The organism is Salmonella sp. SAL04202 (genome assembly GCF_046550775.1).
Taxonomy (GTDB): Bacteria; Pseudomonadota; Gammaproteobacteria; order Enterobacterales; family Enterobacteriaceae; genus Salmonella; species Salmonella enterica.
Genome location: NZ_JBGDXK010000001.1, coordinates 86,162 through 100,364, shown reverse-complemented (window position 1 = coordinate 100,364; position 14,203 = coordinate 86,162). Strand labels below are relative to the sequence as shown.

The 14,203-nt window shown below is 51.2% G+C and carries 11 protein-coding genes and 1 pseudogene; 1 reads left to right on the top strand and 11 read right to left on the bottom strand.

What is annotated here, in order from left to right:
• Positions 1-31 precede the first annotated feature (31 nt).
• Positions 32-307 carry a DUF1471 family periplasmic protein YahO gene (gene yahO / locus ACLJQJ_RS00530; protein WP_000848026.1) on the bottom strand — a complete coding sequence of 92 codons (276 nt, stop codon included), beginning with the start codon at positions 305-307 and terminating at the stop codon, positions 32-34.
• Between the two features lie 231 nt (positions 308-538).
• Here yahO and ACLJQJ_RS00525 point away from each other — a divergent pair, with 231 nt between their 5' ends.
• Entirely contained in the window at positions 539-1,171 is a 633-nt protein-coding gene (locus tag ACLJQJ_RS00525) for a LysE family transporter (protein ID WP_000433131.1), read from the top strand.
• A gap of 40 nt (positions 1,172-1,211) precedes the next feature.
• Here ACLJQJ_RS00525 and foxA read toward each other — a convergent pair whose 3' ends face one another.
• From foxA to ACLJQJ_RS00475, 10 genes and pseudogenes are all read right to left on the bottom strand, one after another.
• A complete protein-coding gene (foxA, locus tag ACLJQJ_RS00520) occupies positions 1,212-3,320 on the bottom strand; it encodes a ferrioxamine B receptor FoxA (protein WP_001127717.1) in 2,109 nt (702 codons plus the stop codon).
• A gap of 145 nt (positions 3,321-3,465) precedes the next feature.
• Complete coding sequence (foxR, locus tag ACLJQJ_RS00515; protein WP_000074598.1) at positions 3,466-4,470, bottom strand: ferrioxamine uptake transcriptional regulator FoxR; 1,005 nt, start codon at positions 4,468-4,470, stop codon at positions 3,466-3,468.
• A gap of 95 nt (positions 4,471-4,565) precedes the next feature.
• Positions 4,566-4,758, bottom strand: a pseudogene (locus tag ACLJQJ_RS00510) (hypothetical protein).
• The gene (locus tag ACLJQJ_RS00505) at positions 4,677-4,862 is read right to left on the bottom strand and encodes a DUF2474 domain-containing protein (protein WP_305954967.1); all 186 of its coding nucleotides are present in this window, start codon (positions 4,860-4,862) and stop codon (positions 4,677-4,679) included. The pseudogene ACLJQJ_RS00510 and the gene ACLJQJ_RS00505 overlap by 82 nt, the downstream one beginning before the upstream one ends.
• Positions 4,808-5,818: a cytochrome d ubiquinol oxidase subunit II gene (gene cydB, locus ACLJQJ_RS00500; protein ID WP_000151045.1), complete on the bottom strand. Its 1,011-nt coding sequence runs from the start codon at positions 5,816-5,818 to the stop codon at positions 4,808-4,810. The genes ACLJQJ_RS00505 and cydB overlap by 55 nt, the downstream gene beginning before the upstream one ends.
• Complete coding sequence (locus tag ACLJQJ_RS00495; RefSeq protein ID WP_061379777.1) at positions 5,815-7,218, bottom strand: cytochrome ubiquinol oxidase subunit I; 1,404 nt, start codon at positions 7,216-7,218, stop codon at positions 5,815-5,817. Before ACLJQJ_RS00495 ends, cydB begins: the two co-directional genes overlap by 4 nt.
• 116 nt (positions 7,219-7,334) lie before the next feature.
• Complete coding sequence (gene ssaA, locus ACLJQJ_RS00490) at positions 7,335-7,436, bottom strand: small effector SsaA (RefSeq protein WP_000934834.1); 102 nt, start codon at positions 7,434-7,436, stop codon at positions 7,335-7,337.
• 276 nt (positions 7,437-7,712) lie between these two features.
• A complete protein-coding gene (locus ACLJQJ_RS00485; protein ID WP_077942322.1) occupies positions 7,713-10,685 on the bottom strand; it encodes a type III restriction-modification system endonuclease in 2,973 nt (990 codons plus the stop codon).
• Between the two features lie 9 nt (positions 10,686-10,694).
• Positions 10,695-12,653: a site-specific DNA-methyltransferase gene (locus ACLJQJ_RS00480; protein ID WP_023204768.1), complete on the bottom strand. Its 1,959-nt coding sequence runs from the start codon at positions 12,651-12,653 to the stop codon at positions 10,695-10,697.
• A 188-nt stretch (positions 12,654-12,841) separates the two neighbouring features.
• Positions 12,842-14,095 (bottom strand): MFS transporter, encoded by a 1,254-nt coding sequence (locus ACLJQJ_RS00475; protein WP_000288502.1) that lies wholly within the window; start codon positions 14,093-14,095, stop codon positions 12,842-12,844.
• Between the last annotated feature and the right edge of the window lie 108 nt (positions 14,096-14,203).

The window sequence follows — 14,203 nt, the reverse complement described above, 5'->3', positions numbered from 1 at the left end:
CCCAGGCGGGTATTTTTATGATGCAACGCTTTTATTTCTTTTTATAAATATCAGCCGTACCATGAATTTTATTTTCTGTCTGCCCGGACGTCAGCACCACCACATCCGCCCCTTTTTCATCCGCCTTTTTGATTAAATCTTCTCTGGCGTCCAGCGGCGACATTTCCCCGGTGGTGGAAATCGTGCCAATTTTCGTGTATTCGGAGGCGACTTTATCAAAGTCCGTTTTTTTCATGATTTCTGCGGCATAAACGTTTGTCACGACAAACGCTAATGCGCCAAGCATAACCTTGTAGCCAGTTTTCATAGCAAAACCCTCGTTTTATTATTACGCCATCATCGCTTTATCAGAACAAAAAGGCCGTTCGGACTGATTAAATAAGTAGTGTAGATTGCTGGAAAAATCCAGTCAGCCCCCGCTCAGTCGGCGTAACAACGCGGATTAAAACGCCCCTGCTTTGTGATCTCACTCGCAATCATCTGGTTTGACTATTAATAAGATGAACGTTATTTCTTGAGGCTATGGGAAGAGTTGTCTATGGAGCCGTTTCACGCCGTTGTGCTTACCGTCAGTCTGTTTGTGTTAACCTTTTTTAATCCCGGCGCGAATTTGTTTGTGGTGGTGCAAACCAGCCTCGCATCAGGACGCCGGGCGGGAGTCATCACCGGCCTGGGCGTCGCCACGGGAGACGCCTTTTATTCCGGGCTGGGGCTTTTCGGTCTGGCGACGCTCATTACGCAATGCGAAGCGGTATTTTCTCTTATCAAAATTGTCGGCGGCGCCTATTTATTATGGTTCGCCTGGAACAGTATTCGCCACCAGGCGACGCCGCAAATGAGCACGCTCCAGACGCCGATTGCCGCCCCGTGGACAATTTTCTTTCGCCGGGGATTAATGACCGATTTATCCAATCCGCAAACCGTACTGTTTTTTATCAGTATTTTTTCCGTAACGCTTAGCGCAGAAACGCCCACATGGGCAAGGTTAATGGCCTGGGCCGGAATTGTGCTGTCATCCGTTATCTGGCGTATTTTTCTCAGCCAGGCCTTTTCGCTCCCCGCAGTCCGCCGCGCTTATGGACGAATACAGCGCATTGCCAGCCGTGTTATCGGCGCCATTATCGGGATGTTTGCGCTCAGACTTCTCTATGAAGGCGTGACGCACCGCTAATGTTTGTCCGGTAGCCTTTGCTACCGGACGATAAGCGTTATCAAAACGCCCATGACACGCTGCCTACAATGCTACGCTCGGCGCCAAAATAACAATAAGAGAGCGAATTACAGGCAGCGACATAGCGTTTGTCCGTCAGGTTATTTACGTTGAGCTGGGCGCTCAAGCCATTTAACCCAATGCTGGATAAATCATACCCTACCACCATATCGACCAATGTATAGGACGGCAAGGTGTGGGTATTCAGGCGATCGCTGGTCACGCCGTTGACGTACCGGATGCCGGAGCCCAAAGTCAGCCCCTCTAACAGACCGCTTTTCACATCGTAGCTTAGCCAGGCGCTGGCCTGGTTCCGTGGAGCATAAACCGCGCGCTTACCCTGCTCTTGCGGGCTACTTTTCTTATAACGGATATCAGTATAGGTATACGCCGCCTGCAAACGGACGCTATCCGACAAATGGCTAATGGCCTCCAGTTCCACCCCTTTAGACTCAATTTCACCAATCGAGCGGTACGGATCGGTAGGTTCTTCTTTGGTCGCGATATTGGTCTGGTTAATACGATACACGGCGGCGCTAAACTGGCTGTTCCCCCCCAGCGGTTCGTATTTTACCCCCGCCTCCCACTGCTTGCCTTTCATCGGTTCCAGCACATTGCCGTTTTCGTCGGCGAAGCTGGTCGGCGTAAACGCGGTAGAATAACTGAGATAGGGGGCGACGCCATTGTCGAACAGATAAAGCAACGCAGCACGGGTGCTGACGTTGTTTTTATCGAGATCGCTGCGTGAATCATGAAGTTTGTCGATGTTAGACACGCTGACCCGATCGTAACGACCGCCCAACGTAAAGCGCCATCGATCCCATGACATCTGATCCTGTAAATAGTATCCGGTCTGCCGCAGCTTATGTTTTTCACGGCTATACAACGTAATGTAATCCGGCTGAGCGCCATAAACGGGGTTGAAAGCGTCAATCGGCGGAAACGCGCCATAATAGCCAGTAGTATGATTACTGCGATCCTGATAATCGATCCCCACCAGCAGACGATGATTAATCGCCCCGGTATCCACACTGCCGTCGAGCTGATTATCCAGCGCGATAGCCGACATTTTCTCCCCGGAGCCGGAATAGCCGCGATTCAGCGCCGTTTCATTCAACCAACCTGCGGCATAGACCTGATTCAACGTCACTTTAGTATGCAAATAGCGCAATTTTTGCCGTACCGACCAGCCGTTATCGAACAGATGCTCAATGTTATAACCCACCATATTTTCACGGCGATCGTATTTGTCGTAGTCATCTTCACCTTCAAAGAAAGTGTTAGAAATTTTTCCGCCGTTATAAGGTACAACCGTGCCTTGATAAGGCAGTCCGGAGTGGCTACCGCCTTCCGGATCACGGTGCAGATAGGCCATAAGATCAAGACGCGTCCGATCGGTAATTCGCCAGGTCAGGCTCGGCATCAGCGCATAACGTTCCTCTTTCAAGGGGGTAAACTGCGAATCGGCGTAACGTGTCATGCCGCTAAGACGCGCCGCCACACGTTCATTGTCATCCAGTGGGCCGGTCACATCAAAAGCCGCCCCGCGCTGGTTGTGATTGCCGGCAAACAGCTTCACCTCTCCCCCGGCATCAAACGCCGGTTTTCGCGACGTCAACGCGACAATGCCGCCTGGCGATGAACGTCCATACAGAACGGACGCCGGGCCGCGTACCACCTCGATATCTTCCAGAAACCAGGGGTCAACCACCAACGAACTGTGCGAATTGGTGTCGCCCATCATTTTTAACCCGTCGAGATAGACGTTATCCAGACTACCGTCCGAAAAACCACGCAATACGATGTAATCAAAGCGGTTAGAGGCGCCTATCTGATTACTGTATACGCCTGGGGTGTAGCTGACCGCCTGACGCACGCTGGTTGCGCCCTGCTCTTCAAACTGCTGGCGGGTAATAATGGATACCGACTGCGGCGTTTCAATATCTGGCGTCGCCAGCTTAGTCGCGCCACTCTGAACGGGCGAGGTGACAATGACGGTATCATTTTTTGTGGTTTCCTGGGCAAAAAGAGGAAAAGTCGCGCCGCCGATAGCTCCGCCTATCAATAGCGCCATACGCGTTGTCGCAAACATGAACATCTCCAAAGGCATCTTTATTGTAAATAAGAATTATTACCTTTTAGAGATAACGGACCACTATGCGTAACGCCAGATTGCCTATGCGCAATGATAAAAAATCACCCAAAGCGGCAGAAAACCGGGTTAGCGGCGGATATTACCGCTCTGGCGGGGCGCGTTACGCACAGTGGCGGGACGCCGTCAGAGACGCGTCACGCAGCTCGCCGGGCGAGCAGCCATAACGCCGACGAAATGCCGTCGCAAAGTTTGTGGCATGTTGATAGCCTGACATCCAGGCGGCCTGCTGCACGCTGTATCCCTCCATCAGATAACGACGCGCGCGCGCCAGGCGGCAATCGCGCAGATAATCAAACACGGTACACCCATAGGCATGGCGAAACTTGCACCGCAGGCTACTCGGACTCATTGCCGCCCGACGCGCCAGTTCGTTCAGCGTGTAGGCTTTTTCCGGCGTCTGCTCCAGTAAACGCCGAATGAGCTCCAGCCGCTGATATTCACCGGTGACGGGAAGCCCGCGTTTTTGCGTTGCGGGCTGACATAGATTTAGCGCATAGCCCAGCAATTGCAGCATGATGCCTTCCAGCATTAACTGGCGTGACGCCGCATGAGGTCCGGGCTGCTGCGCATAACGTAGCCCCGAAAGCAGAAACTCCGGCACCTGCCAGACCCTCGCCGAGGCCGCGCGATGTTCCCACTCGTCTGCCAGCGAGACAGGCAAACGCTCCCGCCATCCGCCGTCCGGGTACATTCCCAGCGACAAGGTGCGCAATTTACTGTCTGCGCCGTGATGGGCGCGTATCGTCTGCTGCTCACTCAGTTGCGAGCAAAACGCCATCCCCGCGCTCAATAAAAAGGTCTGCTCATTGACAGCCAGCGCGACGTTACCTTCCAACACCACCAGCATATACAGCGGACTGCTATGGCGAGAGGTGGTTTCATAAGGTTGTAACACGTGAACATCCGAGCGTGTAATGCAAATCCCGCCGGGAAGCGCTATCTCTTCGATATCGCCATGAAGTACGGGACTACTCTGCGTATACTGCGGTAACGCAGGGAAGCGGTAATCAATGCCATAACGCTCGCCAAACGCGATGAAGTCGCTGACGGAAAAGATCTTTTTCATCGCCGGGGCGGCGGAAGAGTGACAGGAGATCGGAGACATTATCAATACCGTTTATCTGCGTTATACCAGAGCGTTAGCCACTGTGTAACCATATCACTGCGGCCCGGGAACGACAATAAAGATGAGAATAATTATCAACCGCTATTGAGGGGAGAGATAAGGCGAGCAAAGGTGATCGATAAACGCCGATCTGTCAATAAAAACGCGCTTTCGCGAGAGATGAAAGCGCGTCCGGGGGGTATCAGTCAGGAGCGAAATCCTGCGGAGGTCATGAGCAGTCTGAATAACATTCCGACGCCCGCCAGCAGAAGCACGCTGGCGCACCATATCGCGACCATCCATACGACTCGCCGCGACCATTTTTTCACTTTAACCATCAGTGATATCCCTCTCCATGTCGCACTTTTCCACGGAAGACGTAGTAGCTCCAGAAGGTATAAGCCAGAATAATCGGGATAATTATCAGCGCCCCAACCAGCATAAAGCTTTGACTTTGCGGCGGCGCGGCGGCGGCATACAGCGAAATATCCGGTGGAATAATATTCGGCCAAATACTGATGCCTAACCCGCTGAACCCCAGAAAAATCAACCCTAGCGTGAGAATAAATGGACGCGCATGGGATTCTGGTTTTTTCACGCTGCGCCATAGCCAGATGCTAAAAGCCAACACCAGCACAGGCACCGGCAGGAAGTAGTATAAATTGGGCAGCGTGAACCAGCGCTCGGCGATGTCGTCGTGGGTGAGCGGCGTCCACACGCTGACGCCTCCCATCACCAACAACAAGACGATCAACAACGGGCGCGACAGCGCGCACATCCGGCTATGCAGCGGATCTTCGCTTTTCATAATCAGCCAGGTAGCGCCCAGCAGCGCGTAGGTGACAACCAGACCGACGCCGCAGAACAGGTTAAACGGCGTCAGCCAGTCAAGCTGCGAACCGCTAAAGGTTCGCCCTTCCACCTGAAAACCGCTCACCACCGCGCCCACCACAACCCCCTGGGCAAAGGTCGCCAGGATTGACCCGACGATAAAGGATTTATCCCAGAACGCGCGATGCGACTCGGTGGCTTTAAAACGGAATTCAAAAGCGACGCCGCGAAAGATAAGACCAAGCAGCATAACCACCAGCGGGATAGTCAGCGCGTCGGTGATGACAGCATAAGCCAACGGGAAAGCGCCAAAAAGCCCGGCCCCGCCCAGCACCAGCCAAGTTTCGTTCCCGTCCCATACCGGCGCGACCGAGTTCACCATAACATCGCGATCGTGTTTATCGCGAATAAACGGAAACAGGATACCGACGCCCAGATCGAACCCATCCATTACGATATACATCAGCGTGGCGAACACGATAATAGCAAACCAGATAACCGGAAGATCGATGGTCATTCGCGTTTCTCCTGCTCAAGCGATTCTCCCACGGCAGAGATAGGACGCGCGGGTCTGCCATCGGTTTCAGCGGTCGGTGTCTCCGTCGGCTGCGGCCCTTTCTGGATAAGGCGAATCATATAAATATAGCCAACCCCAAAGACCAGGGAATAGACCACAAAGAAGGCCAGCAAACTGATGCTCATCTGCAAGGTGCTGTGCGCGGAAACCGCATCACGCGTTCGCAGCAGGCCATAGACCACCCACGGCTGACGTCCTACTTCAGTCGTCACCCATCCGGCAAGGATGGCGATAAGCCCGGACGGCCCCATCCACAGCGCAAAGTGCATAAAGGGCCGCGAATGATACAGTCGGCGTCGGTAGCGTAGCCACAGGCTGGCCAGCCCCAGGAAGATCATCAGTACGCCCATGCCCACCATCAGACGGAAAGACCAGAACACCACGGTAGAGTTGGGGCGATCCTCTTTGGGATAATCTTTTAGCGCAGGCACCTGTTTGTCCAGGCTATGCGTCAGGATCAGACTGCCCAACGCCGGGATCTCAAGCGCATAGCGGGTCCGTTCCGCCTCCATATCCGGCCAGCCTACCAGCGTAAGCGGCGTTGGCTCGCCGGGCGTATTTTCCCAGTGCCCCTCAATCGCGGCGATTTTGACCGGCTGATGCTTCAGGGTGTTAAGGCCATGCATATCGCCAATCAATGCCTGAACGGGCGCCACCACGACCGCCATCCATAACGCCATCGAGAACATACGGCGGATAGCCGGCGTATCGTTACCTTTCAGTAAATGCCAGGCAGCGGACGCGCCGACAAACATCGCGCTACTTAAAAACGCCGCAACGGACATATGCAACAGGCGATACGGGAACGACGGGTTGAAAATCACCGCGAACCAGTCCACCGGGACCACCTGACCGTTATGAATTTCAAATCCCTGCGGGGTATGCATCCAGCTGTTAGACGCCAGAATCCAGAACGTCGACATTAACGTGCCCAACGCCACCATACAGGTAGACAAGAAATGCAGGCCCGGCCCGACTTTGTTCCAGCCAAAAAGCATCACGCCTAAGAATCCCGCTTCCAGGAAGAATGCGGTGAGCACTTCATAGGTTAATAAAGGCCCGGTGATACTGCCGGCGAACTGGGAGAAACCGCTCCAGTTCGTTCCGAACTGGTAAGCCATGACCAGACCGGAGACCACGCCCATCCCGAAGTTGACGGCAAAAATTTTGAGCCAGAACTGATAGAGCGAGCGCCAGACAGGATTACGCGTTTTTAGCCATAAACCTTCCAGTACCACCAGGTAACTGGCTAAGCCAATCGTAATCGCGGGGAAAATAATATGAAAAGAGACGGTAAAGGCAAACTGGAGTCTCGCTAAAAAGAAGGCATCAAACTCCATGTTCCCTCCCGTTTATATATAGTCACTTCGTGTAAAATATTCACTGTTCGCAACCAGGTTGAAACGAAACGGTTATTTTCCCCAAACGTAAAAACGTCGGGGAATATCCAGATAAATTACGATTTTTTTTGCGGCTGGCTGTCAGGCTTATCGCCCGACTCTGGCGCTTCGGAGGGGTCGTCTTTTTCGACAGCGAAACGGTAGTATCTATTTAGCATAACATGTCTCCCTTAGTTACATTCACTTGGCGATATCTACCTGGCCGTTATAAAAATAACGGCAAAACAAAAAAACAGCGTCTTCAAGACTATTTGCAATTTCAGCAAAATACGCTTAGCTGAAAGTTAAGAATAGACGTAAAACGATAACCTTCAAGTCAACGCGGTTTACGGGACGGGGGATTAGTACAGGGAGAATGACCGCAACGCTCGCTGCGCGGCGGCCATTTTATATGGTCTATCAAAAAGATAACCGTTAAGGTCCATTCAAACCCGTTAGTTTGCCTTCCCCTCAATCAAGCCATTGATCGTAGAAAATACCGCTGGCGCGCTGGTCGCTTCCGCAAACTCGACATTAATATTTTGCCGACGCAGCATATCGAAGAATTTACGTTGCGCATCAAGAATAACCTGATCGCCTACGCGCATATTTTCTGCTTTAGTTTCAACCAGTAAATAAACGCTGTCGGCGTCCTGACGCTCAATACGGTACACAAAATCCGGCGTAGTAGAGCCCCCCGTATATTTGGGGATCTGAATGGCCCGCTTAGGCAGTTTGCCAAACACAGAAACCTGTTGCGGATAATCGTATTTTAATAGCGGCAATTCTGGATCGACGCTGTCATAACGCAACGGCGGTATTTGATAGAGAGAACGAGGATCGTCTATCGCATTCTCATCCACATTTTTTCCCACAATTTCAGCGCTAATCTCCTCTCTGAACTGCCGTGCCGTGGAATCAAATACCGACGTTGAAGCCTGAAAATCGAGAGGCAGATAATCGTGGCGCTGCGCAAAATGCGCATTAATCCGCGTCTGTAATGCGCGGGTCATATTGTCCAACGAGATCTCGCTTAAATAGCGTGAATCTCCGTGCAAAACATCACGCAGCATCGCCATTAACACCGGGTGCAGGACGTTAACCGGCAGACTGGTGCGTAACGCCAGTTGCTTAAGAAAATGGCCATATTTCATGCCTGCCATAAATTCGCTGGCGGCTAATTCGCCTTCCCGCTGCGCCACTTCAAAACGGCCATTATCTTCATTCGATACCAGCCGTTGTTGCACCTGGCTTGGCTTCTGGCGTATATACAGCGCCGGATCGCGCAGCACCTCGGCGGCAATCTGTTCCAGAGAAGCGCCGCTACGCTCGAATTGCAGCATATAACGGCGGGAAAACTGCTCCCAGATACTGCTAAGTTGTTCCCAATTCTCTTTGCGTAACCTGACTCGCAGTCGGGAGGCGGGCTTATTGTCACGAATGCGATCCGCTCGCACCCGCGCCTGCGTCAGCTCAGGGTAGAACTCCAGTAGCCACGCAAAACCACTTTTGGTTTCCCCGTTAAGCGTGACGCTGGGTTTAAACTCATTACTCCGGTTGATCAGTTTTTTATCATCCAGATCTTCCAGCAAACGAAGCTCCGTAAACGCAGGATCGACTTTTTGCCGCTCGGTGACGATGAGAGTGATCATCGCCTCATCCAGTTTCTGCTCGTTAAGCTGAACTTTGCTGTCGCGATTAATCTCATCAACCAGCATACTGGCAAACGCTTTTTCATCATAACCAATCAGAAACGACAGTCGGGACGGCCACTCTTCCTGATGAACGCGATGGCCGTTTTCATCTACCGGTAGCCGCAGGCCGCGCCCCACTTCCTGAATTTTGCTCGACTCGCTACCGGAAGAACGTAATTTAGCAATGACAAAAACATTCGGGTTATCCCAGCCTTCGCGAAGCGTCCATTTTGAAAACAGAAAGCGGCGCGTTTCCCAGTTGCCGTGATGGTCTGAAAAACTGAGCAACTTCTCTTTATTTTTCAGAATATCATCTACCTCAGCCTGGATCGCCTCATCGCCGCTTCCGCGGTCTTCGCCAAAGTAACCAGCGTGGACGTTTTGGTTATCCGAGTGCAGGCTGGCGAGCGTGGCCTGCAGAAACGACAGATACTCCACTTCTCGCGGCAGGGTCTTGCGCTGATACTCGTCAATCAGTTGCGTCAGTTTCTTTTTCAGCAAACGCTCAAAAGTGACTTTCAACCAGCCTTCGTCATCACGATAGCTTTTAATACTGTCAATAAAGAAAAGGCTTAAGGTCTTAATACGCGGGGCATTATTTTCTGGCTCATTGCTGCGTAAGAAATTTGCCTGCTCGGTGTCAAAATGCTTATCAATGGCGTCCTGAATAATCAGTTCCTGGTAGCTCGCGCCAAAGGTTCCTGGCACCAGCGCCATCCCTGCCTCCAACTCCAGATCGTTCGACAACATTTTACTGCCGGCATATTCAATACTGCCCTCAAATCCTGCATCGACATCGGCGAGATTTTCGCCCACGCCAACCTCGGCAATTTTGCTCCCCCGTCGGAGGATTAATTTCTTTGCCGTGACGCTGTCAACGATATAACGATTGTTGGCCTGTTCTTCGGGGAGATTCGGGTAATAAATATCAATACCTTTCACCAAACCATCGTTAAAACTGTCCACCGCGTTGAGATCAAACTGCGGTTGCCGGCGATAGTAATCTTTACGTACACATTTATTTTTACCCTTACCTTCGACAATATCCGGGAAGGTAGCGCCAAAGCGGACGATCATTTGCGGCTGAATAGCCTGAATCGCTCGATAAAATTTGTTATCTCGCGCAAAACGATGCGGTTCATCAATAATGACCACCGGTCGCGTCATTTGCAGCCCTTTAACAGGCGACGTCAGCCCGCCCAGGAGCGTTTGATCGTAATCGTCTCGCGTCATACTGGCGGAATTGAGCATTTGCGCATTGATCAGCAAAACCTGAATCGTATGGCTATCACGACGGCTGGCATCAGTAAAACTTAATAGCTGGGCCGGAAAATTTTTACGCCCCGACTTTACTTTAAAATCACCGGCGTTGATGGTGCAAAGTTCCATCCGCGTATTTTCGTAGAACTGTGAAAAATGCTGTCTGGCGTAATCGCTGGTAATAAAGTTCCGCGCGCCTTCTTTAATGGCTGGCGTCGGCACCACCAGCACAAATTTGAAGAGGCCATACTTCTGATGCAATTCATACATCAACCGGGTATAGACATAGGTTTTACCCGTCCCGGTCTCCATTTTAACGTCAATATTGGCCTTATCGTCGTAACGTTCCTTAATCAGCGGATTAGCATAGTGATTATGATCGGCTTGCGCGTGATCGATACCGGTGAAACTCGCCAGAATCGCCGCTAACGCCTGTTCCTGATGGGGAAGTTCTTCCAGTAAAATATTCATCATCATCCCCTCTTAATAACGCTTCACCAGGTTCACTTTTTGATCAAGCTGTTTTAAGCCGATTTCCAGTTCACGAATGGATTCAAGGTCGAAAGAGTAGCCGTAAATGACAATGGTCTGAACCGGAAGCTGGTGCGTACCAATGTGGTTGAGAAGATCGCGGGTCTGCTCTGTTCCCCATCGTTCATCAATCAGATACAGGCGCGTATTATCAACATACCTGGCGCAATAGCCGGAAAAATCAATGGTCTGTACGTCAATATCCATTTTATAACCATCGGCGACCAGCCATGTCGTTAATAAGGTCTCTTCGCCGCTTGCGCCGCCCGGCACGCCCAATCCTCTGGCGGAAAAAGGATTGATCATGTCGGTAAATCCTGACTCGGTGAAAGCGGCCAGTTGACCGCTGGTATTGATAAAATGGCCGGTAGCAATATCGAAGCTATCCAGATCGTCCAGCGTCTGCTGTGTCGGAGTGGCAAAACGATAATGTTTAAAACCGAGATCGCTATTGGTCGCGGGATTGTTGGCGCGGATCTTCGCCGCAACGCGTGTAATTCGCTCGCGGCTGATTTCATCAATAGTGTTATAACCTGCTTTTTTCGCGATAGTGTTATTGCTTAATGCCTGATCGATAGTGCACAGAATAAACGTGCGCTGCCCCCCATCTTCTTCATTCAGCGCCATTACCGCATGGGCCGTGGTGCCGGAACCGGCAAAAAAGTCCAGAACGACGCCGTCTTTATCGATAGCGAGCTTAATGATTTTCTTCAATAATGCGGTCGGTTTCGGCGTATCAAAAACGTTGTCGCCGAAGAGATCCAGAATCTCCTTTTTCCCCTCTTTATTCGACGCTACGTTATCCCAGTAATTGGTCGTTGGCTGCCCTTTACTGTGATGCGCGTACATGACTCGCTGGGGAATACCGCCGTTATCTTTGCCAAAATAGACCAGATTATCGGCCACCAGTTTTTGGTAACTGGCTTCAGGATAAGCCCATAGTCTTTCGTGTACCGTACCGTTCGGCGTGGTAATTTTATAGGTATAGCCGCCGCCGCTCAGCCCTTTTGACACCGTTAACGGCACCGGGCGCCATTTCCCTTCTGGAAACTGTTCGGTCGGTTCTTTATAGGATTTCTGAATATACTCTTTAGAAAGCGGTTCTAAACGTAAAGCGCCCTGACCGGTTTTGGCGTAAACAAGAATGTATTCCCCCTGGATGGAAACGTTATCAGAGTCGTTAGAAATCTCTTTTTTGCGCTTCCACATCACATTGGTGACAAATCCGCCTTCGCCAAAAATCTCATCCATCATTAATTTAAGATTGGCGTACTCATTATCGTCGATAGAGATAAAAATAAATCCGGTATCTTTCAGGAGCTTCCTGGCCAGGAAAAGACGCGGATACATAAAAGATAACCACGCGGAGTGCGTCGATTTACCCTGAATGGATTTTAAACGTGCTAGTTCAGTATCATTAAGACCAAACATATCCTGCAACGCCCGATCGCTATATTCAAAATGATCGGGATAAACAAACCCGTCCGATCCGGTGTTATAAGGGGGATCGATATAGATCATATCGACGGTATCGGCGTAATTATTTTGCAGATGGCGTAAAACATCCAGATTATCCCCGGTCAGAAAAAGATTATGGCTGTTTTTATTTTCTGCCAGAGTATTGTGTTCCACGTCAGGAACGATAACGGTAACGGATTTTTCACCCGCCTGTTTTTTTGCGTAATCTTTGCCAATAAAATCAATCTGATAACCGCTAGTCAGCTCATCAATATTACGTGCTTTCAGCGCGCGCTCAAATTTGGCGAGATCAAATCCGCCTTTCGCGATCAGTTCGCCCTGCTCGTTATAGCGATCGGCGGTAAAAAATTCCGGTAATGCACGTTGTAACTCAGACAGAAAGGCGCTATTCGGGGCAACAGACTCGTTGTGTTTTTGGTTATCTTTCAACATGATATCTTCGCTCCGTTGATAATTTTAAGGTCCAACAATCAATTTCTTATAAAGAAAAAAGTAAGCGATGATTGTAATGGTCACGAAAGGCAGATGCCATCATTAACCTTTGTTGTTCGTTGAAAGGGCGTGAAAACGACGGGGGGAAGGCGTGCTCCCGGCGACAGTATGCGCCAGGAGCGTAGTGTTTACGTGCGATGACCGATGGCCGACTCCGGGAGGGCGTCGCTATCTGTACCGGAGATGACGACTCCCCGGGTCTCGCGACCAAATGCCACAAATACACAGATTAAAATAGCCACCGCGCCAGCCACGATCGCCATTGCCAACCCGTAATTTCCACCATGCGTTTCCGCGATGCGGGCCTGTAACGTCGCATTAACCGACGCCAGTAAATTACCCAGTTGGTAAACAAACCCTGGCAGTACGGCGCGCGCATTCGCCGGAACCAACTCGTTCAGCCAGGTCGGCACGACACCCCAGGCGCCCTGCACCATAAACTGCATCAGGAACGCGCCCAGGCCAATCGTGAATGATCCGCTGGAAAATGCCCATAGCGGGAGTACCGGAAGCGCAAGAAAGGCGGCGATCATGATCGCTTTTTTACGCCCAATACGTTCCGATAGCGTACCGTAGAAAATACCGCCGAGCATGGCGGCAATGTTATAAAAAATCGCAATGATACTGATCAGATGCGGATCAAAACCATGCTGCATCTTCAGGAAGGTAGGATAGAGATCCTGCGTGCCGTGACTGAAAAAGTTAAAGAACGCCATGACCAGCACCAGATACAGACACAACTTCCACTGTTTGCGCAGAACAGGAAGCAGCGCGGTATTCTCTTTACGCGCTCTGGCCGCCAGCCAGACGGGGGATTCCGGCACTTTAAACCAGATATAAGGCAGTAAGACAACAGGCAGGGCGCCAATCAGGAACATACCGCGCCAGCCTACCATACTGTAGAAGAGGCCAAAAATAACCGAGGCGAACAGATAGCCGCAGGGATAGCCCGCCTGAAAAATGCCCGACATCAGGCCACGCGAACGATCGGGAATGGTTTCCATCGCCAGTGATGACGCAACGCCCCATATCCCGCCCATCGCCACGCCGTACATGACCCGAAAAATCAGAAATGCCATGAAGGTGGGCGACCAGGCGGAAAGCAGTTCAAACACCGTGAAGAACAGAATATTGAGCATCAGTATCGGTCGACGTCCGTACTTTTCCGCCATTCGGCCAAATAGCAGCGCGCCAATGGGACGTACCGCCAGGGTCAGCATAATCGCAATGGAAACGTCCGATACGGAAGCGTGAAACCATTCGGCGAGATCGCTAAGTACAAAGACAAGGATAAAGAAATCAAACGCATCCAGCATCCAACTGGTAAAGCTGGCAAACGCCACATGTCGTTGTGTCGTCGTCCAGTTCAGGGGGGTGTACATAGGTAGTGTCCTGCATCAAAAAATAACATCAAGCTTTGAAGCGGCGAAACGCTGGAGCGCTCCCGTCGTCAAAGCGACGTAACAAGGTAGCGTTGCGCTACTTATTTG